The organism is Porphyrobacter sp. GA68, assembly GCF_022605525.1.
Taxonomy (GTDB): domain Bacteria; phylum Pseudomonadota; class Alphaproteobacteria; order Sphingomonadales; family Sphingomonadaceae; genus Qipengyuania_B.
In genome coordinates this window covers 659,057-678,513 of sequence record NZ_JAKQYJ010000001.1, presented here as the reverse complement: position 1 = coordinate 678,513, position 19,457 = coordinate 659,057, and the positions used below count along the sequence as shown (strand labels likewise).

20 protein-coding genes are annotated in these 19,457 nt (G+C 64.5%); 10 read left to right on the top strand and 10 right to left on the bottom strand.

Annotation, left to right across the window (positions count from 1 at the left end):
• Nucleotides 1-187 precede the first annotated feature (187 nt).
• Complete coding sequence (locus LHJ54_RS03310) at nt 188-2,125, top strand: nucleoside-diphosphate sugar epimerase/dehydratase (RefSeq protein WP_228242514.1); 1,938 nt, start codon at nt 188-190, stop codon at nt 2,123-2,125.
• A 209-nt stretch (nt 2,126-2,334) separates the two neighbouring features.
• Here LHJ54_RS03310 and LHJ54_RS03305 read toward each other — a convergent pair whose 3' ends face one another.
• The 5 genes from LHJ54_RS03305 to LHJ54_RS03285 all read right to left on the bottom strand — a co-directional run bounded on the left by LHJ54_RS03305 (nt 2,335) and on the right by LHJ54_RS03285 (nt 8,368).
• A complete protein-coding gene (locus tag LHJ54_RS03305; RefSeq protein WP_228242513.1) occupies nt 2,335-2,712 on the bottom strand; it encodes a hypothetical protein in 378 nt (125 codons plus the stop codon).
• The gene (locus LHJ54_RS03300) at nt 2,709-3,968 is read right to left on the bottom strand and encodes a hypothetical protein (protein WP_228242512.1); all 1,260 of its coding nucleotides are present in this window, start codon (nt 3,966-3,968) and stop codon (nt 2,709-2,711) included. Before LHJ54_RS03300 ends, LHJ54_RS03305 begins: the two co-directional genes overlap by 4 nt.
• Nucleotides 3,968-6,187 carry a polysaccharide biosynthesis tyrosine autokinase gene (locus tag LHJ54_RS03295; protein ID WP_228242511.1) on the bottom strand — a complete coding sequence of 740 codons (2,220 nt, stop codon included), beginning with the start codon at nt 6,185-6,187 and terminating at the stop codon, nt 3,968-3,970. The genes LHJ54_RS03300 and LHJ54_RS03295 overlap by 1 nt, the downstream gene beginning before the upstream one ends.
• A 9-nt stretch (nt 6,188-6,196) precedes the next feature.
• Entirely contained in the window at nt 6,197-6,907 is a 711-nt protein-coding gene (locus tag LHJ54_RS03290; protein WP_228242510.1) for a polysaccharide biosynthesis/export family protein, read from the bottom strand.
• Nucleotides 6,908-6,979: 72 nt separating this feature from the next.
• Nucleotides 6,980-8,368, bottom strand: a complete 1,389-nt coding sequence (locus tag LHJ54_RS03285; protein WP_228242509.1) for an O-antigen ligase — start codon at nt 8,366-8,368, stop codon at nt 6,980-6,982.
• Nucleotides 8,369-8,412: 44 nt separating this feature from the next.
• On the opposite strand from LHJ54_RS03285, the gene LHJ54_RS03280 reads away from it, so the two are divergent.
• Nucleotides 8,413-8,877, top strand: coding sequence for a hypothetical protein (locus LHJ54_RS03280; RefSeq protein ID WP_228242508.1), 465 nt, complete (start codon nt 8,413-8,415; stop codon nt 8,875-8,877).
• Nucleotides 8,878-8,879: 2 nt separating this feature from the next.
• Here the strand turns inward: LHJ54_RS03280 and fabI are convergent, their stop codons facing one another.
• Genes fabI through LHJ54_RS03265 form a run of 3 tightly spaced genes read right to left on the bottom strand, consistent with a single transcriptional unit; the run spans nt 8,880 to nt 11,716 of the window.
• Nucleotides 8,880-9,695 carry an enoyl-ACP reductase FabI gene (gene fabI / locus LHJ54_RS03275; RefSeq protein WP_228242507.1) on the bottom strand — a complete coding sequence of 272 codons (816 nt, stop codon included), beginning with the start codon at nt 9,693-9,695 and terminating at the stop codon, nt 8,880-8,882.
• Complete coding sequence (locus tag LHJ54_RS03270) at nt 9,692-10,729, bottom strand: YihY/virulence factor BrkB family protein (protein ID WP_228242506.1); 1,038 nt, start codon at nt 10,727-10,729, stop codon at nt 9,692-9,694. Before LHJ54_RS03270 ends, fabI begins: the two co-directional genes overlap by 4 nt.
• A 30-nt stretch (nt 10,730-10,759) precedes the next feature.
• A complete protein-coding gene (locus tag LHJ54_RS03265; protein ID WP_228242505.1) occupies nt 10,760-11,716 on the bottom strand; it encodes a DnaJ C-terminal domain-containing protein in 957 nt (318 codons plus the stop codon).
• Nucleotides 11,717-11,873: 157 nt separating this feature from the next.
• On the opposite strand from LHJ54_RS03265, the gene pdxH reads away from it, so the two are divergent.
• The 3 genes from pdxH (at nt 11,874) to LHJ54_RS03250 (ending at nt 14,238) form a co-directional block, all read left to right on the top strand.
• On the top strand, nt 11,874-12,491 hold the full coding sequence (gene pdxH / locus LHJ54_RS03260; RefSeq protein WP_228242504.1) for a pyridoxamine 5'-phosphate oxidase: 618 nt from the start codon (nt 11,874-11,876) through the stop codon (nt 12,489-12,491).
• 65 nt (nt 12,492-12,556) lie between these two features.
• Nucleotides 12,557-13,444, top strand: coding sequence for a cation diffusion facilitator family transporter (locus LHJ54_RS03255; RefSeq protein ID WP_241721420.1), 888 nt, complete (start codon nt 12,557-12,559; stop codon nt 13,442-13,444).
• The gene (locus LHJ54_RS03250) at nt 13,441-14,238 is read left to right on the top strand and encodes a PhzF family phenazine biosynthesis protein (protein WP_228242503.1); all 798 of its coding nucleotides are present in this window, start codon (nt 13,441-13,443) and stop codon (nt 14,236-14,238) included. The genes LHJ54_RS03255 and LHJ54_RS03250 overlap by 4 nt, the downstream gene beginning before the upstream one ends.
• Here LHJ54_RS03250 and LHJ54_RS03245 read toward each other — a convergent pair.
• Nucleotides 14,223-15,371 carry a serine hydrolase gene (locus tag LHJ54_RS03245; protein ID WP_228242502.1) on the bottom strand — a complete coding sequence of 383 codons (1,149 nt, stop codon included), beginning with the start codon at nt 15,369-15,371 and terminating at the stop codon, nt 14,223-14,225. The two genes, LHJ54_RS03250 and LHJ54_RS03245, sit on opposite strands and share 16 nt — an antisense overlap.
• A 36-nt stretch (nt 15,372-15,407) precedes the next feature.
• On the opposite strand from LHJ54_RS03245, the gene LHJ54_RS03240 reads away from it, so the two are divergent.
• Nucleotides 15,408-15,758 carry a hypothetical protein gene (locus LHJ54_RS03240; RefSeq protein WP_228242501.1) on the top strand — a complete coding sequence of 117 codons (351 nt, stop codon included), beginning with the start codon at nt 15,408-15,410 and terminating at the stop codon, nt 15,756-15,758.
• Here the strand turns inward: LHJ54_RS03240 and mnmA are convergent.
• Nucleotides 15,755-16,900: a tRNA 2-thiouridine(34) synthase MnmA gene (gene mnmA, locus LHJ54_RS03235; RefSeq protein WP_228242500.1), complete on the bottom strand. Its 1,146-nt coding sequence runs from the start codon at nt 16,898-16,900 to the stop codon at nt 15,755-15,757. The genes LHJ54_RS03240 and mnmA overlap by 4 nt on opposite strands.
• Nucleotides 16,901-17,038: 138 nt before the next feature.
• Between mnmA and LHJ54_RS03230 the strand changes: the two genes are divergently transcribed.
• From LHJ54_RS03230 to LHJ54_RS03215, 4 genes are all read left to right on the top strand, one after another.
• Nucleotides 17,039-17,347 carry a hypothetical protein gene (locus LHJ54_RS03230; RefSeq protein ID WP_228242499.1) on the top strand — a complete coding sequence of 103 codons (309 nt, stop codon included), beginning with the start codon at nt 17,039-17,041 and terminating at the stop codon, nt 17,345-17,347.
• A complete protein-coding gene (locus LHJ54_RS03225) occupies nt 17,344-17,643 on the top strand; it encodes a DUF1153 domain-containing protein (protein WP_228242498.1) in 300 nt (99 codons plus the stop codon). The genes LHJ54_RS03230 and LHJ54_RS03225 overlap by 4 nt, the downstream gene beginning before the upstream one ends.
• Before the next feature lie 122 nt (nt 17,644-17,765).
• Nucleotides 17,766-18,023, top strand: coding sequence for a GlsB/YeaQ/YmgE family stress response membrane protein (locus tag LHJ54_RS03220; RefSeq protein WP_228244280.1), 258 nt, complete (start codon nt 17,766-17,768; stop codon nt 18,021-18,023).
• 233 nt (nt 18,024-18,256) lie between these two features.
• A complete protein-coding gene (locus LHJ54_RS03215) occupies nt 18,257-19,453 on the top strand; it encodes an efflux RND transporter periplasmic adaptor subunit (RefSeq protein WP_228242497.1) in 1,197 nt (398 codons plus the stop codon).
• The last annotated feature ends 4 nt before the right edge of the window (nt 19,454-19,457 follow it).

The following is a 19,457-nucleotide window of genomic DNA, read 5'->3' as shown; positions in this document are numbered from 1 at the left end:
TTTCCGCGGCAGTCCGTCTTGGGAGTGTGTGGATCTAGATAGTGGAAGCGGAAGTTCTGCGATGGAAAGTCGGCACGGCGCTGCCTGCAATGCCGCATCTGAGAACCTTCCGAAGTTCGCCTGCTGATTTGCTTCATCAAATGACCTCGGGTCCAGCAGTCGAAGCATTACTAACCGTGAGCTCTGCATGACTTACTTAAAACACGATTTTGTGAGAAGAATTCTTTTGTCGCTGCAGAAACTTCTTCATCTTGATCGTAGAACAAAAACCGCGCTCCTGATGCTGAACGATGCTTTTCTGTGCGTCGCATCTGTTTGGGTGGCATTCTCTATTCGGCTCGGGGTGTGGGACCTCTGGAATCTGCCCACGGGGAAGGTAATATTAGCCAGTCTCGGTACTTGGGCGCTAATCTTTACTAGAGCAGGAATATACCGATCGGTCGTAAGGTTCGTGGGCGGTCGAACCATGCTCAACATCCTGAGCTCATGCGCTTTGATGGCTCTTGTGCTCGCCATTCTGTTTGCAGTGGCCGAGATGCCGGGGGTTCCGCGTACTTTGGCGGTGCTGCAGCCGATGATTTTTGCCGCTTTGCTGATCACCAGCAGACTTACAGCTAGATATGTCCTGCTCGATCTTCTCAGCCAGCGAGGTTTTTCCGGCAATACCAGCAATGTTCTGATCTACGGCGCCGGGTCGGCTGGACGCCAGCTGGCACTTTCGCTCCGTCATGAACCAGGCATGATCTTGAGGGGTTATATCGACGACGATGTGCGGCTGGCTGGCCAGCACCTGGACCACGTCAAAGTCTACCGAATTGACGATGTTGCAGCTTTAGCCAACCAGTACAGCGTTGACACAATCCTCTTGGCGATGCCGCGCATCACCAGAACGCGACGCGAGGAGATCGTACGAAACCTGAGCGACTTGAGTTTGCGAGTTCTAACTCTGCCTACTGTTGCTAATCTCGTAAGCGGGTCAGTGTCTATCAGTGATCTTCGCGAAATCCAGGTTTCTGATTTGCTGGGACGCGATCCCGTGGCGCCCAATCACCTGCTTCTCCATCGGACAATTACAGGCCGTGTGGTACTCGTAACTGGGGCGGGGGGCTCCATCGGAAGCGAACTGTGCCGGCAGATCTACGCTTTGAGGCCAGCAATGCTGATCCTAGTGGAGATGACGGAGTTTTCCCTTTACTCAATTGAGCACGAGTTGCAGGAGGCGCGCCGCGCCAATCCAGACCTTTGCGCGCCCGCCATACATGCCGAGTTGACCAACATCGCCGACAGATCGGCTGTACAGCGACTGTTCGCTCGCTGGCGTCCTCAAACCGTGTTCCATGCTGCAGCGTACAAACATGTGCCACTTGTGGAAGAAAACCCTGTTTCGGGGGTGCGGAACAACGTGTTCGGCACTTTGTGGTGCGCCCTGGAGGCTCAGACTACGGGCGCAAAACATTTTATACTTGTGAGTACTGACAAGGCCGTGCGCCCAACCAACATCATGGGGGCTAGCAAGCGCATCTGCGAACTGGTTCTCCAGGGTTTGGCGGCGGAAGGCGGTCCCACTCGCTTTGCAAGCGTTCGCTTCGGAAACGTACTTGGCTCAAGTGGCTCGGTGGTGCCCCGTTTTCAGCAGCAAATTCGGCAAGGGGGGCCGGTCACGCTCACACATCGCGATGTCACGCGCTACTTCATGACCATCCCTGAAGCTTCCCAGCTGGTAATCCAGGCAGGCGCGATGGGCGAGGGGGGTGAAGTATTCGTGCTCGATATGGGCAGCCCAATCCGAATATACGATTTGGCCCGCACGATGATTCATCTCTCCGGTTTGACTGTCAAGGACGAGAGTAATAGGCAGGGCGACATTGAAATACTCGAGGTGGGTCTCCGCAAAGGGGAAAAGCTCTACGAGGAGCTACTCATCGGAAATTCTCCACAGCGAACTGCTCACCCGCGCATCGTACGCGCCAGGGAAGCGCACCTTGCATGGAGTGACTTGTTGCCTAGACTTGAGCAACTAGACGCTGCTACTACTTCAGGCGATCGCGAAATCGTAGTGCAAATTGTTAGCGCACTTGTACCTGAATATTCTGTACCGAAGGTGTCAGATCAGCGAAGCGCCTAAACTGAACTAGCTCACATCAAAGATTGATAAACATCCGCTCTTCGGAAGTTGCTTAAGTTCCAGCCAGGCTACATTCAAGGCAATCTGAAGAGAAGTTCGCTTCTTGACCCTTATGAATGGCGACGATTAAATCGCTCCGGCAGGCTAACGTGAGCTTCAGACGAGCCACGACCTTTTTGCATGAATGGTAGCCACCCGTCCGGCCAGTTCTATTGTTGCGGCGGGCGACCGCTGACGCGCTGGGCTTCGCGCTCTCTTTGCCGGAAGGGTGCCGCAGCATCCGCTGCCGGATCGTAGTTCTCGTCGATCCGGCTCCGCAGCCGGTTCTCAAGCCGTCCGGGGACCCGGTTCTGAAGGCGGGCAGTTGGCGACCTTCCGGTGCGTCTCTGAGCAGCCGCTTGCCGTTCGCCGATGCGGACACCGCCGACTTCCGCGGTACGCCCTAGGTCGCCCAGCCCTTCTTCCTGGCTCTGCGCAAGGGGTTCGGGCTCGATTGGGAACTGCTGAGCGGCAGCGGCAGGCGCATAGGTCAAGCCGGCCCATACAAGGGCGGCCAGAACGGCGGGCTTCAGCTTCACACCCGTCATCGTGCCTGCCCCTGCGGAACGAGACGCGCCTCCAGCACCTGCCCGCTCACCCCGTTGATATCATCAGTCGCGCGCACCACCAGCGACAAGGTTTGAACGGGACAGCCGCCCGGCACTGCGAAGTTACCGGTAAACGCGCCCTGCTGCTGCGCCGAGTTGGTCATCGGCACCCGGCCAAGTTCCTGTCCGCCATAGCAGCTCAGCAGCCAGTACGGCCGGGAACGCTCCGATTGCTCGACCCCTGCGCTGCGTCCCTGAAGCCGGTAGGTACCCGCGGGCAGCATCTGCACCTGACTGACAACGGCGCCGTTGACGCTGGGCGGGACGGAGAAGTCCAGCACTCCGCCGCTCTCGGTCCGCAGAATCGCCGCCGACAATGCGGCACTGCCGCTGAGGTTCCAGTCGAATGGTGTGCGCGCATCGGTGGCGAGGCTAAATTCAGGGTCGCGTGATCCGTTGCGGCTCGACCCTTGACGCAGCGCCGCATATTGCGACCATGCTGCAGCAAAATTGCCCGCGTTGAACAATGTGTTCACAAGGGTGGCGCGCTGCGCATCTGCCACCGGCAAGGGAATGGCATGACCTTCGCGGAAGAACTGGGCCGTGGCGACCGGATCCCGTCCTGCCGCAGCGGCGTAGGCGACGAAGGCTTCCCCCCACACTGGACGGCCAGCCATCACGCGCAGCAGCTCCCGCCGCACCTTTGGCTCCGGCAGGGCGTTCGCGAGGATCGGGAACAGAATGTTCTGCGCTTCGGCAGAGGTACGCAGGGCCACATCGTATCTGCGCAACGCGCCGGCGATGTCGCCCCGCCCGACTGCCTCTTCGATGGCCCAGAGCTGCGGACGCAGTTCGCGGCGCGACAGACGCGTACCAAGGGCGAAGTACCGATCGGAGGCCTCGCTTTCACCCCGCAGCTGGGCCTGAAACCCGAGCACCGTCAGTGCTTCAACTGCGGTCGCGTCATGCAGCAGGGCCTCTCGCGCGAGGCGGGCCGCCTGTGAGGTGTCGTCCGAATCTGGCTGGCCGGCGAACAACTGTCCCGCATAGGCTGCGGTTATCGCGCCGTTGGCTGGCGCCAGCCGGTGCGCTGTCGCCGCGTCAGCCCGTACGGCGACATTGGCGAAGCTGGAAGTCACGCCGATGTAGCCCAGCACCGCGCAGACAGCGGCAGCGGCGCCACGCAGCCGCCAGTTGCGCGGCGGCCGGTCGCCGGCGGGCTTGCGCTTGCGACCGGCTTTTCGCCGCCACGCCATCAGGCCGCCTGAGTCTCTCGGTCACGGCCATAGCTGTAGCCATAGTCATAGCCGTATCCGTAGAATGACTTGCGCGCTTCGAACTTGGTGAGAACCCCGCCGAAGATCCGCGCATTGGCCGATTCAAGCCGAGCCAGTGCGGTCTTGACCTGGCTGGAGCGGATGCCGTGCGATTCCACGGCGTAGATCACACCTTCAACGCGGCTGGCAATGAGCGGCGCGTCGGCAAGTCCCATCACCGGCGGCGAATCAATGACCACGTGGTCATAGGTCTGCAGCAGTCGGTCGATCAGGATGCCCAGACGGTTGCTGGTGAGCAGTTCCGCTGCGTTGGGCGGGATGGGCCCGGCCGACATGGCGGTAAAGCCAAGCTCCTTCATGTCGAAGGTCAGGGAGGCGATATCGTCTTCCCCGGCGAGGAAGTTGCTCAAGCCCCGGTCGTGATCGACACCCCCCAGGTGGTGGACGGAAGGCGAACGCATGTCGCCGTCGACGAGGATGACCCGCTTGCCGCCGCGTGCCAGCGTCGTCGCGAGGGCGAGTGACGTGGTCGACTTGCCCTCAGCCGGCCGGGTCGAGGTAACCGAGAAGGATCGCGGCACTCCGTGTTCGGTGGTGAAGGCAAGGTTTGTCTGCACCGCAATATAGGCGTCGAACAGTTCCGACTTGCGGTCGAGCAACGCCTCGCTGGGAGTGACGTCGTCTTGTGTCTTGGGAACCGAGCCGAGCAGCGGCAGGCCGAGCCGTCGCTGCAACTCGGTCGGATCGCTGATCGCCTCGTCAAGCTGCTCCAGCGCCAGGGCCAGCGCTGCGCCCAGACCAAGGCCGGCGAGAATGGACAGGGCTAGGTTCAACAGCAGGCGCGGACTGGAGGGGCGCTGCGGCACGTCGGCAGTATCGACGATGGCGATGTTATTGACGCCGACGCCGCCGGCGACGCCGATCTCCTTGAACCGCTGAAGCAGGGCGTCATAGAGGGCGCGGTTGGTGTCGACTTCCTGCTGATAGACATTGTACTGGATCGAGCGGCGGCGCAGGTCGAGAAACTCGTCCTTGAGGCCATTGACGCGCGCCTGTAGCGCATTTTCCCGCTGCACCGCCTGCCGGTACTCCGCTTCGAGCGAACCGGACACCCGCGATTCCTCGCGCGCGATGGAGCGGTCGAGCTGATTGATCTGCTCCTGCAGGGCCTGCGCGGCCGGATAGCCCGGTTCGAACCGCACCATCAGCTGCTGGTATTCTGCCGCCAGCTCCGCGCGCCGCTGCCGCAGATTGTTTATTGCGTTGTTGTTGAGCGCGGCGACCGAAGCGCCGGCACTCCCCGCCTGGCGGAACCGCGCTTCCGCGGCGATGCGGTCAGCGGTCGCCTCGCTCAACGCGGTGTTGATGGCGGCAAGATTGTCGGCGACAATGGAACGCTGCGGCGTCGAGACACCGTCACCAGTGGTCTGGGCGGGCAGGTTGATGATCTGCTGGTTGGACGCATAGGCCACCAGTTGCCGCTGCGACTGGTCCAGCCGGTCGGCGTATTCCGTCAGCTGCCGTTGCAATACTTCGCGGCCATAGGAGGTGGCCTGTACCTTGCGCTCAAGGTTCGTCTCGATGAAGTTGGTCGCCCAGGCATTCGCGACCTTCGCGGAGAAGGTCGGATCGGGGCTTGTGAAGTTGATCGTCACCAGCCGCGAAAGGCGCGTCGGATCGATGCTGACATTTTCCAGAAGCACTTCGCCGGCGATCCTCTGGCGAATGTCACGGCCCTGCGCCGGATAGCGGCCGTTGCTTTCCTGGAAAGCAGGCAGGTCGGTATCTTCCGCTCCGAACATCTGGAAAAAGACAGGATCATCCACCAGACGCAGCTGCGTCGCCACGCGTTCCGCCAGACTGCGCGCACGCAGCAGGCCGTATTGAGTCTGGTAGAATTCCTGGTCAGCGATGCTGGCCTCGCGCTCCACACCCTGGATATTGGTAATCTGATCCGATTCGCGCGAGATTTCGACGGTGGTTGCCGCCGTGTATTTCGGCGTCATCAACAACGTGGCGATCAGTCCCAGCAGGACGCAGGCGACGACAGTGCCGGCGATAACCCATTTCCACCGCTTGGCGATGCGAAGATACTGTTGCAGGATGGAAGGAGCTTCCGTCTCGGCCGGCTTGGGCCGGGCGATCACCTGCTCGGGGCCGGCGACGTGCGTCTGGAGGTGAGGGGCAAGGATGTTCATAAGGCGTGATTACCGTTGCAGGATTGCGATCACCGGCGCAGCCAGGAGCGGCGCCAGGCCCAGGAAGTCGCGGAACAGGCGGCGCTGCGGACTGTCGCCGACAACCACCACATCATTGGCATAAAGTGACGGATCATCGTACTGCCCACGCCTGATGGCGGTAATGCTGTAGAGCGCCGCCATGCGCCGTCCTTCCACCGTGCGCAGAATGACCACATCATCCTGCTTGGCGAATTCCGTGAGCCCCCGCGCGGATGCGACTGCGCGCAGCAGCGTCATCTGGTTGGTCACCGGATACAATCCCGGCTCCACCACCTGCCCGTCCACTGTCACAACCTGGCTTACCGACGTCTGGATGTTGACGGTCACGTTCGGGTTGCGCACGTAGCGGCCCGACAGCGATGCTTCTATGTCGCGCCCCAGTTCGGCGGCAGTCTTGCCGCCTGCGTCGATTGTTCCGATCAGCGGCATGGCGATCCGGCCGCTCGCGTCGACTTGCAATTCGCGGCTGAGTTCGGGAACCCCGAACACGATGACCTGTATCGTATCCAGCGGCCCGATCAGCGCCAGCCGGTCTTCCGCCACCAGATCCCCGCGAATGGGTGCGGGTAGCTGCGTCTCACCCTCCACAACGGTAAGGTTGGGCGTGGACTGAAGGGGCGGCTGTCCGGCGCAAGCGGCAGTAAACAGCGCGAGAGGAACGGCGAAGTATTTGAACATGTTGAAACCTGTCCGGGGGCGATCAGCGGATTACCCTATAGTTGCAGTAGGTGCGGGGGTAAAGCTGCGCGATTATCTGCGGGAGTCGCCTTCGGTTTTGGTTGATGAACCGTTGCTGGCCAGCCACGTTGCCGCCAGCGCCACCAGAGCCATGATCATCGGCGTGCGCGCCGGATAATCGACGATGCTCGCAAGAAACACAAGGAGAATCACAGCAGAGCCGATGCGCGGCAGGTCACGGACCGGCTGCACTCGCCATGCCCTGACGCTCGCCACGATCCACCATCCAACCGCAGCGGCCAGCAAAAGTGCGCCCGCCAAGCCGCCATCCAGCAGCATGCCCAGCCAGTCGTTGTGCGCCTGGTTGAAGTAGTTGGGCTGCAGCAGCGCGTCGGGTTCTGTGATGCGATAAACGGGGTCAAAGGTCCCAAAGCCCGATCCGGCAGGAAAATACCGCTCGAACATGGACAGGACCGTCGGCAAGGCTTGTGTGCGGAGGTCCTCGGCGCTCTCCAGCTCGAGTGCGCGGTCGATGGAAACGGCGCGGCCGCGGGTGAAGCTGAGCACCAGGACGCCGACGACCGCCGCTGCGAATGCACCCAGAAGCGGCAGGCGCAGTGTGCGCGGCAGGGTCCGCACCTCGCGCGCCACCGCTCGCCAGGAAATGGCAATGCCAAGCGCGGTGCCTGCCAGCCCCAGCGCCACCCCGGCGCGTGAGCCGGTCGCCAGGATCATCAGCAGCAGCAGCGGAAGCAAGCCCAGGCCTGCGGCAACCCGCCACCGCTGCACCTTGTCACCCCTGAACGCCCATGCGGGCGCGATCAGGCAGCCGACCGCCAGGAACAGCGCCATGTGATTGCGATTGGCAAAGTTCCCCGCCACGGCGCCCGGCGGATCGTTGATGAACGGGTTATCAAGGCGCCCCCCGGAAAATTGCAGCAGTGCCAGCAGGCTACCGGCAATCACCAGCCCCAGAACCCAACCCATTACCTGCCGCTGCTGCTCTCGCGAAAGCTGAGCCGCGAGCAGCAGGACCAGCGCCGGGACGACCAAAGAGCCCAGCGCATTAGCTGTCGCGCCGGGTGACATTGACAACGGGCGCCAGGGCTGTGGCTGCCCCATCACGATTGCCGCCTCTGCAAGAATCTCCCGCCCGGGAAGCGCCAGCCACCAAGCCGGTGGCAGCGGGATCAACTGGAACAGCACCAGCAGAGCTGCCGCGCCCAGGATCAGGGCTGGCCCCTTGCGTGGCGCCTGGAAACGCCCGGCCAACAGGACAAAGGCAATCAGCGCAGCCCAGGCGAAAAAACGCACCACCGGCTGACCAAGAACATCGGCCCGCGATGCCCCGCCGGCGATGAACACGATGACAAGGAATGCTGCCAGCAGCCAGAACGGCAGCGCGGCGGCGCGTTCGGGAGAACGCGAATGACTGCGGACCATGACGCCTGCTCTAATCATCTAATCGCTTGGAGCAAGGAAGAATGCCTTTTACAGGCTGCCCTATGACACGTCTTGCCCGCACCTTCCCCCAGAGACTGCCTGTGTTGACCGCTCTTCTGCTGGCGGCCTCCTGCGCGCCGGAAACCGCAACCGCGCCGCAGGCCGCCTCGGTCGACACTGTCGAGTTCGACGCCGACGACCGCCGCGCGGCGCAGGCGCTGTCCATCGGGAACCAGGCGGCGCTGACGGGCGCTGCGACCGCTTACGACCGCGCGCTGCTGTGCAGTATCGCGCTCGATTCCCTGACCGAGCAGCTGCAGGAGCGGGGCGCTCTCACAGCGGAACAGCAGCGCGCCTTTGGCGAAGTGCGCAGGCTGTACGAACGGCGGCTGGACCAGTCGGCGGGCAGCAAGACGGCGGAGGAGCGTTCCAGAGACCGGGAACAGGCCGAAGAAGCCAACCCGGAGCCGAGCACCAGGGCGCAGATTGCCATCGGCTGCCTGCGCCAGCTGCAGCAGCCTTCCTGACCCTATCCCAGCGCGATATCGGGCGCGTCTTCCTGCTTCATGCCGACGGTGTGATACCCGGCATCGACGTGGTGCACTTCGCCTGTGACGCCGCTGGCGAGGTCCGACAGCAGGTACAGCCCCGCGCCGCCCACATCCTCGATGGTGACATTGCGGCGGAGCGGCGCGTTCAGTTCGTTCCAGCGCAGGATGTAGCGGAAGTCGCCGATACCGCTCGCCGCCAGCGTCTTGATCGGTCCCGCGGAAAGCGCATTGACCCGGATGCCGTCTGGCCCAAGATCATTGGCGAGATAGCGCACGCTCGCCTCCAGCGCGGCCTTGGCGACGCCCATCACGTTGTAGTGCGGAACAACCTTTTCGGCCCCGTAGTAGGTCAGGGTTAGAATGCTCCCGCCCGGCGCCATCATCGCGGCCGCGCGGTTCGCCACCGCGACCAGTGAATAGGCCGAGATGTTCATCGTCTGCAGGAAGTTGTCGAGCGAGGTATCCACGTAGCGGCCGCGCAGCTCGTTCTTGTCGGAAAAGCCGATCGCATGAACCAGGAAGTCAAGCGTCTCCCATCGCTCGCGCAGCAGCGCGAAGGCGCGATCCAGCGCGGCCATGTCGCCGACGTCGCAGTCGAACGTAAAGTCGCTCCCCAGTTCGGCCGCCAGCGGCTGCACCCGCTTGCCCAATGCCTCTCCCTGGTAGGAGAACGCCAGCTCCGCGCCATGCTCTGCGAGACGCTGCGCGATCCCCCACGCCAGCGACTTGTTGTTAGCCAGCCCCATGATCAGCCCGCGCTTGCCGGCCATCAGTCCTTGCGTCTGCCCCGTCATGTTCGTGCTCCTCCCAGGGTGTCTGCCGCCTCGGCGGTTGCCGGATCATACAGTGGCGCATCGCCGTCGCCCGGTTCCGCGGCGATGGCCTCCGCCTCCTCCGGCGTTTCGGCCAGCGCCGCGTTCAACTCTGCACCGATAACGAAGCCAAAGCCGATCAGCCAGAAAAAGAACAGCGCGACCATCGCCCCGGCAAGGCTGCCATAGGTAAGGTTGTAGTTGAAAAAGCTCGCCAGCAGCGGCGGCAACGCCAGGGTCACGGCGATCCACCAGCCGGTCACCGCCAGCGCACCGGGCCACTTGGGATACCGGCGTTTGCGATATTGATGCGGCGTCAGGGTATAGAACAGCAGGTAGAGCGAACCGAACAGCCCCAGCATGGGCACGAGGCGGGACAGGCGCAGGGTGCCGATCACATCGCTCAGCTGCGGCACGAACGCCGCGATGAATTCCTGCGCCGTGCCGATCAGCACCTGGGCGATCAGCGACAGCAACAGCAGGATGACCGCCAAGACGATGATGCCGGTGGACAGCAGCCGGTAACGCAGGAAGGATTGTGTTGCCTCCGTGCCATAGGCCCGTCGCAGAATGTCGCGGATCGTCTCGATCAGGCTGCCGACTGTCCAGAGCGCAACGATGCCGCCCGCCCACAAGAGCCAGCCGCTTCGGGCATTCACCACGTCGAGGGCAACCGGCCGGATCGTATCGGCCACAACCGGCGGCAGGGCGAGCAGCACCGCGTTGACAGTTGCCGCGCGCTCGCTCTCCTCCCCGATGGCGGAAAAGACGGCAGCGCCGAGGATGAAGAACGGAAACAGTGCCAGCATGGCCATGTAGGCAAGGTTGCCGGCGTGAATGAAGCCGTCCTGATAGGTGCCGGTCAGCGTCCTGCGAGCCACCTCGTAGGCGCGCGTTCCCGGTCCGTAATCGCGCTGGATCCGGCCGCGCAGCTTGCGCGCCGCCTGCCGCCGCGCTTCCGGGGACAAGGACCGCACCTTGCGCGTTTCTGCGTCCGCTGACACCCCCTCGCTCACACAGCGCCCCTCCCTTGATCCGGTCGCCGGTCAGCCACCCAGCGATGCACGCGGATTGCCGCCATCCGTCCATCCGTCCAGCCGGCGGGCCAGTTCCGTGACATCTGCCGGCAGGTGAATCTCCAGCGTCACCAACTGGTCACCGCGCCCGCCGCCCTTGCGGCTGAAACCTTTGCCTTTCAGGCGCAGCACGGTGCCCCCGCTCGTACCCGGCTTGATCGTCATCATCACCGCGCCATCGACGGTTGGTACACGCACCCTGCCTCCATTCACCGCCTCGTCCAGCGTGATCGGCAGGTCGATGCGAATATCATCGCCTTCCCTGCGGAACAGCGGGTGCGGATCGATTGCGATGACGATCAGCGCATCGCCCGCGCCGCCCGGCCCCGGTTCGCCGCGCCCGCGCAGACGCATCTGGGTGCCGTCCTCGACTCCTTCCGGCAGCTTGAGATCGATCGTCCTGCCATCCGCCAGCGTGATGCGCTGGTCCGCGCGGGTGGCGGCATCGACCAGCGACACCCGCAGCCGGTACTGCACATCTGGGCCTTTTCGCGGAGGTGCCCGCCGTTGTCCGGCAAAGCCGCCCGCCGGACCGCCCCGCGCCTGTCCCGCGCCGCCCCCGAACAGTCCTTCGAAGATGTCGCCCAGGTCGACCCCTTCCTGCGCGAAGCCGCCGAAATCCTCGGCCCGGAAGCCGCCTTGCGCGCCGCTGGGCCGCGCCCGACCTCCGAAACCGCCGGACATGCCGCCGAACGGGTGGGCCGGGTTCCCGTCGGCATCGATCTCGCCGCGATCAAAGCGGGCCCGCTTGTCCTTGTCTGACAGGAGGTCATAAGCGGACGTCACCTGTGCGAACCGCTCTGCCGCCTGCGGATTATCTTGATTGCGATCGGGATGAAGTTCCTTGGCTAGCTTGCGGTAAGCGCTCTTGATGTCCTTGTCGGTCGCGGTACGGGAAACGCCAAGCGTGGCATAAGGATCGGCCATCGCGCTAGCTAAGCGGCACGGCGGCGAAGGGCAATCGCTTTCCTGCGGGTCTGGACGAAGGTATGGAATGCAGGCAGGCGCTCCGCAGTCACCGCTGACACTGCAACAAGGTCTTGGGAATGGCGCATAACACTACGACAGGACGATCATGCCAGGAATGATCGACCACACGACCGCTGATGAAAGCGCCATTCCGACGGGCGATCCGCTGGCGCTGTTCGACCAGTGGTTTGCCGCCGCGCAGGAGAGCGAGCCGAACGACCCCAACGCCATGGCCCTTGCCACCGCCGCTGCGGACGGAACTCCTTCTGTGCGCATGGTGCTGCTGAAGGGACATGGGCCAGACGGGTTCACGTTCTATACCAATGCGCGCAGCCGCAAGGGAGAGGAGATCAGGGCCACCATGCGCGCCGCGCTCCTGTTCCACTGGAAAAGTCTGCGCCGGCAGATCCGGATCGAAGGCCCGCTTGCGGAGGTGACGGGCGCAGAGGCGGACCGCTACTTCCACTCGCGCCCACGGGACTCGCAGATCGGCTCTGCCGCGTCCGACCAGTCGCGCCCTCTGTCCGACCGGGCGCTCTACCTTGCCCGGGTGGCGGAACTGGCGGCCCGCCACCCATCGGGCGATTTGCCGCGCCCGCCGCACTGGACCGGGTTCCGGCTCGCTCCGGCCGCGATCGAGTTCTGGCTGGATCGGCCCAACCGGCTGCATGACCGGCGATTGTTCACCCGCGGGGCGGACGGCGCCTGGACCAGTACGCTGCTGTACCCGTGAGGAACGCCCCGTCCTTCATCCAGCAACGCGGCTCCGGCCTCGCCAAAAGCGCGGCGCTCGCATCCATGACTGTCGCGACCGTGCTGGTGGCGCTGAAAATCTGGGCCAGCTGGCGCACCGGATCATCCGCAATGCTGGGCAGCCTGGCGGACAGCGCGCTGGACCTTGTCGCCAGCCTGACAACCTTCTTCGGCGTCTGGATCGCCGCCTTTCCGGCCGATCGCGACCACCGATTCGGCCACGGCAAGGCGGAAGCGGTGGCGGCGATGGTGCAGGTGATGCTCATCGGCGTCTCCATTGTCCTGATCCTGCTTCACAGCGTGCGCCAGCTCAACGAAGGTGCCAGGGTGGCGGCACCGGCGGAAGGCATTGCCGTGTCCCTGGTCGCCATTGCCCTGACGGTGGGCCTGCTCGCCTGGCAGCGCTATGTGCTGCGGCGGACCGGATCCGTCGCGATCCGGACAGATCACGTGCACTATCAGTCGGACATGCTGCTTAACCTCGCGGTGATCGCCGCCCTTGTTCTGGACGGCGTGGCCGGCGTGGTCGGCGCTGACCCGGTGTTCGGCTTCCTCATCGCCGGCTGGCTGGGGTACGGCGCTTTTCGCGCCGCCGGTGAAGCGGTCGATCAGCTGATGGACCGCGAGTGGCCGGAGGAGCGGCGGCAGCGGCTGGTGGAGCTTGTGGCCACCTATCCCGAGCTTTCCAATCTCCACGACCTGCGCACCCGCATCAGCGGCACCACCAACTTCGCGCAATTCCATATCGACATGGACCCGCACCTGACCGTCGCCGAGGCGCACGACGTGATAGAACGGGTTGAAAGGGAGCTGAGCGGCCAGTTGCCGGACACAGAACTGTTCATTCACATCGACCCGCTGGGCTACAAGGATACGCAGAATCCGCTGGTGGAAGAGAACGAGTTTACCCGGTTGGGAAGGGGTGCGCGATGAGAGTACCGTACTGGCACGTAGACGCCTTTGCCGACCGCTTGTTCTCCGGCAACCAGGCGGCGGTCATGCTGCTGGAGGAATGGCCGGAAGACCGCATACTTCAGGCGATCGGGGCGGAGAACAACTTTGCCGAAACCGCGTTCGTGGTTCGCGATGCGAGCGGCGAGGCCGACTGGGAGTTGCGCTGGTTCACCCCGACAAGCGAGGTTGCGCTGTGCGGTCACGCGACATTGGCGAGCGGGCATGCGCTGCTAGAGCGGGATGGCAGCGAGCGGGCGACGTTCCGAACGCGCAGGTCGGGGGTGCTGGAGGTGCGGCGGGATGGGGAATGCTATGCCCTGGGTCTGCCAGTTACCCGCGTGGAACGCCGGGCCGACCCCGGACTGCTGGCGGCGCTCGGCTGCGAAGGAGAGGTTTTTCATTCGGTCAGCGGAGCCGAACAGACGGCCGTGGTGCTGCTGCCCGACGAAGCGGCGGTTCGGGGCGTGGTGCCGGACATGCAGGAACTGGCGGCAATCGACCTCATGGCGATCTGCACCGCGCGCGGCGGCGCGAGCGATGTTGTCAGCCGGGTGTTCGCGCCTGCGTGGGGCGTGAACGAGGACAGCGTCACCGGATCGGCTCATGCGGCCCTGGCGCCCTTCTGGGCGGAGCGGCTGCACCGGGACGAGTTCACGGCGCATCAGGCCTCGGCCCGCGGCGGGGATCTCACCTGCCGGCTGGACGGCGACCGGGTGTGGCTGGGCGGCGGCTGTGTGACCGTGGTGGAAGGAACGTTCTACCTCGGCGGATAGAGTTCGAGCACTTCGGCAAGACGCGGCAGCAGTGCGCTGCGCTGTGCCGCGTCCGAATGGCCGAGGCGAACCAGCGTCACCTGCTGTTCGGGTGAAATCAGCGTGTACTGTCCCATATGGCCGATCATGGCGAACATCGTTGCCGGCGCACGAGTGGGGAACAGGGGGTGGTCCTCCCCCTCAACCCGCTCGAAGTCGCGGTTGAGCCAGGTCTGAAACCCGTAGTGCGGGCTGGCGGGGCTCGGCGCGATCATCGCCTCCACCCAGCCGCGCGGCAGCAGCTGCGCGCCGCGATGCGAGCCTTTCAGGCGCAGGAATTCGCCAAATCGTGCCCAGTCGCGGGCGGTGCCATGAACGAGGCTGCCCCCGATGAACGTCCCGGCCCGGTCGAATTCGGGTACCATGCTGCTCATCCCCAGCGGGGCGAAGATGCGCGTCTGCAGGTAATCCGCGACTGCCCGGCGGCGTTCTTCAGGATCGGTGCTGTCGGTCAGGGCGCGGGCGGCGATGTCGGCGAGAATGACCGTCGTGTTCGAGGAATATTCGAAGCGTGCTCCCGGCTCACCTTCAAGCGGCTGCGCCGTGGCGAACTCAGCCATGTCATCGCGTCCGTCGAGGAAGAGCATGCGAACCTCGCTTGACCGGTAGGGCGGCTCGCCCGACTCGGTGTGGCGCAGCCCGCTGCGCATCTGGAGCAGATGCCGCAGGGTTATCTCTGCGCGCGGATCGCCAGGACGGTTCCAACGGGGTACGGGCGCGGGCTGATCCAGTTCGAGGCGGCCGTCCGCAACCAGCATTCCGATCATGACAGCCGTGACCGTCTTGGCCATGGACCAGCTGACGAACCGCGTGTCGGGGCCATAGCCCGGCGCATACCGCTCCGCCGCGATCTCCCCCTCGTGCATCAGGACGACCGCGCGTGTCTCTCCGACCGCCTCGTCGGTGAACAGATTGTCCAGCGCACGCGCCACCTGCCCCGCTGGAGCGCCGGGATCTTCGGCAACCGCCGCCCGTGCCGCTTCGCTCAGCGGCGCAGGGGCAGGCGGCGCGCTGTTGCAGGCGAGGAGGCTTGGCAGCAGCGCCAGCGGCAGGATAGGGCGGATGGATCGATGGATTCGCAGGCGCGGCAGCATGGTGGCCGCACCTTGCGCAAGGAAGGGCGGTTTACAATGGCGAAGTCGGCTGCGGCCATCCGCCGGAAACGTGGACGCCGGCGGTGGTGGTTGCTGGCGGCGGTGGCGGTTCTGATCGCGGTGATGCTGTTCGCTTGGGGCGGGGCGATTCGCGGCTATGCCTCGGCAGGAACCGCTTATGGGGCCAGGGTGGCCTGCTCGTGCCGCTTTGTTGCCGGGCGGAGCCTTGCTGACTGCGCGAAGGACAAGGTTGCCGGAATGGAACTGATCCGCCTGACCGAACACGCCGAGGCGAAGAGCGTGACGGCCTCCTTCCCGCTGGTCCGCGCCGACACGGCAAGGCTGCGTCCCGGCTATGGCTGCGTCCTGGACCGGTGGGAAGGCTAGGCGTAGGTGTCCGCGATCCAGCCGCCGCCCACCACCCGCTCGCCCGCGTAGAGCACCGCTGCCTGTCCGGGGGCGACGCCATGTTCGGGCGCGGCGAAACGAATGGTTGTATCCTTTCCGTCGCCCAGCCGGCCGTCCAGCGTAACCGGCACCGGTCTGGCCAGCGACCGGACCTTGGCCTGCAGCGGCAGATCGGGCAACGGACCGATACGGTTGGTGTCCACCAGCCGCGCCGCGCCGACCGCCAGAAGGTGCCGGGGTCCCACACGCACCTCGCGCCGCTGCGCGTCGATGCCGATCACATACAGCGGCTCTGCCTGTCCGCCGATTTCTAGCCCCCGCCGCTGCCCCACGGTGAAATGGATGACGCCCCTGTGCGCGCCAAGCGTTTCGCCGCTGACAGCGTGAACGATTGCGCCCGGCTCACCCCCTTCGGGGCGCAGCTTGCGCACCACCGTGGCGTAGTCGCCATCCGGCACGAAGCAGATGTCCTGGCTGTCCGGCTTGCCGGCATTGGCCAAACCGGCCGCAGCCGCCAGTTCGCGCACCTGCGCCTTGGGCATGCCGCCCAACGGAAAGCGCAGATAACCGAGCTGTTCCTCGGTTGTGGCGAACAGGAAATAGGACTGGTCACGCCCGGGATCGCACGCCCGGTGCAGTTCGGCTCCGGCCGCGCCGGGGACGCGGCGAACGTAATGCCCCGTGGCGAGGCAGTCCGCGCCCAGTTCCCGGGCCGTGGCAAGCAGGTCGGTAAACTTGGGCCCCATGTTGCACTGGATGCAGGGGATCGGTGTGCGCCCGGCCATGTAGTCGTCGGCAAAGCGTTCAACCACCGTTTCGCGAAACGCGCTTTCGTGATCGAGGACATAGTGAGCAATGCCAAGCCCGTCGGCCACGCGCCGCGCGTCGCTGATGTCGTCACCCGCGCAGCACGCGCCCTTGCGGCCGGTGGCCGCTCCGTAATCGTACAGCTGCAGGGTGACGCCGATCGTCTCGGCACCAGATGCGGCGGCCAATGCGGCCACAACTGACGAGTCCACGCCGCCCGACATCGCGACGACAATGCGGCACTCGGCCGCCGGACGCGGCAGGTCGAACAGCGCGGCAGCCTCCCGCGGCAAGAGAGAAGTGGTGGAGGACATGGAGCGGGTTACATTAAGGCAGCGGGACGCTTTTTTCCACATTTATCGGGCGTGAGGCGGCGTGAGAGGCTGTTTTGCGGGGTTAACGAAGATCGCGTTTCACGGCTTGTTTACCCCCTCTGGCCTAAACGACTGGGCATGTATGAAAAAGGCAAGATCCGGCGGGACGCCAGCATCCCGGGCGACAGTGCGGCCATTCTGCGCGAACTGCACTGGGCAGAACTGGTGTCGCAACTGGCCGCCACCCGCGAACTGAGAGCAGAGGCGAAGCGCAAGCCCGACGAGCTGCAGATCATCGGCCGATTTCGGTCGCTGAGTACGGGCTTGGCAGACGCGCCGCACACATCCCAAGTGCCCGCCAGTGGCCCGCCAGGCTCCGCGGCGTCTGAGCATCACACCAACTCCGAGCATCGCAAGAACAAAGATAATCAGCGAGACGCGTCATGATGGAAAACCAACGCATTCGCCCCGATCACGTGATCGGACCGCTGGGCGAACCGCTGACCCTGGCCGATCTGCCACCGCCGTCCACCCGGCGCTGGGTAGTACGACGCAAAGCCGAGGTTGTTGCCGCCGTGAATGGCGGGCTGGTTACGGTGGACGAGGTGCTCGAGCGTTACGACCTGACGCTTGAGGAATTTGCCTCCTGGCAACGCGCCGTGGACCGTTCCGGCATGCAGGGGCTCAGAGTCACCCGGATCCAGCATTACCGCGACCTGTACGAGCGGCAGCTCAAGTACTGATCTGAACTTCAAAGGGTTTTCCCGGAATGGCGGCAAGCGGGGAACTTGCCGGCCATTCCGTTCGTTCCTCTGACCAGTGCGCCTATTAGCGTGGCAAAAAAAGGAGAACGAACATGGGATTTCTGGGGTGGATTATCGCGATAGTGGTTGGCGGCATCATCGGCTGGCTTGCCAGCATGGTGATGAATCGTGATGCTTCGATGGGGATATTCTGGAACATCGTCGTGGGTATCGTTGGCGCGATCATCGGCGCTCTTGTTGGCGGTGGCGGCGTTGCCGGTCTCGCTGGCTTCAACCTCTGGAGCCTGATTGCCGCGTTCATCGGCGCGGTTATCCTTCTGGCAATCGTAAACCTGGTGCAGCGCGGCCGCGTTCGCTAACTCAAGACCGCGACGGTCTTACAACGCCATTTTTCACGGGCGCGCTCAGCTTGAGCGCGCCCGTTTTGCTTGTTCCTGTCGCTAAGCTGCACCATCTGCCGTTCGTCGAGCGGAGGCGTTCCTCGTCGAGCGTTCGATTGCGCACCCGCGCCCGCTCGGGTAAGGGGCGCAGGGAGGCGATCCTCTCCTGAAGACGGACAATGGCCGAAGGTGGCCGAAGAAAGCGCTAGCCGATGAACTTTGAAGCAGGAATTGGGCTGAAGCAGGCCGCTGCTGCCGAACCCTACGAGGTTGACACCGGCCTCGAGGATCGCTCGGCGCGGCGCCGGCGGCTCATTTTCATAGCTCTCCTTATCGCAGCAGCATTGGCTGCTTTGATCATATTCACCCGCAGCGGCGAGGATGCCGCCGCGACGGCTCCGGCGGAAGGTGCCGGTGATCAGGTTCCGTCCGTGTCCGTGGTCGCGCCCGGCCGGCAGCTCGTCGAGGGCGCGATCAATGCTACCGGCACTCTCGCGGCGCGCCGCAATCTTCCCGTGGGCGTGGTGGGTGAAGGCGGGCGCGTTGTCTCCGTCCTTGTGGATGCCGGCGACTGGGTGCGACAGGGCCAGGTTCTGGCCGTGATAGACCGTTCGGTTCAGACGCAGCAGACCCGCGCGGCCGACGCCCAGATCGGCGTGGCCGAGGCCGATGCACGGCTGGCGCAGAACAACCTCGATCGCGCGCTGCAGCTGGTAGAACGCGGCTTCGTCGCACAGGCCGAGGTTGATCGCCTGACCGCCACGCGCGACGCCGCCGTGGCGCGCGTAAACGTGGCCCGTTCTCAGGCGGCCGAACTGCGCGCCCGCAACGCGCGTCTCAACATTGTGGCGCCCGCCGCCGGCCTTGTACTGTCACGCGATGTGGAGCCGGGGCAGACGGTGGGCGCCGGATCGGGCGTGCTGTTCAACATCGCGCAGGGCGGACAGATGGAGCTTCTGGCGCAGGTGGGCGAGACGGAGCTTGCGGCGCTGTCCGTCGGGGTTCAGGCCGACGTGACGCCTGCCGGCTACAACCGCAGCTTCACCGGACAGGTGTGGCAACTGTCGCCGACGATCGACCCTCAGAATCGGCAGGGCACGGCGCGCATTGCCCTGCCTTACGATCAGGCTCTGCGGCCTGGCGGCTTTGCTACGGCGGTTGTGCGCAGCGGAACGGTCAGCGCCCCTGTTCTTCCCGAAAGTGCGTTGCAGAGCGATGCCCAGGGCAGCTATGTCTATGTGGTTGGTCCGGACAACCGGGTGTCTCGCCGCAACGTCCAGCTCGGCGCAGTTACCGCCAACGGGATCGTCATCGCCGGCGGTCTGGCCGGGACGGAGCAGGTGGTCCTTCGGGCCGGCGGTTTCCTGTCGGAAGGCGACGCCGTGAAGCCAATCCGCAGCGCAAGTTGAAGCC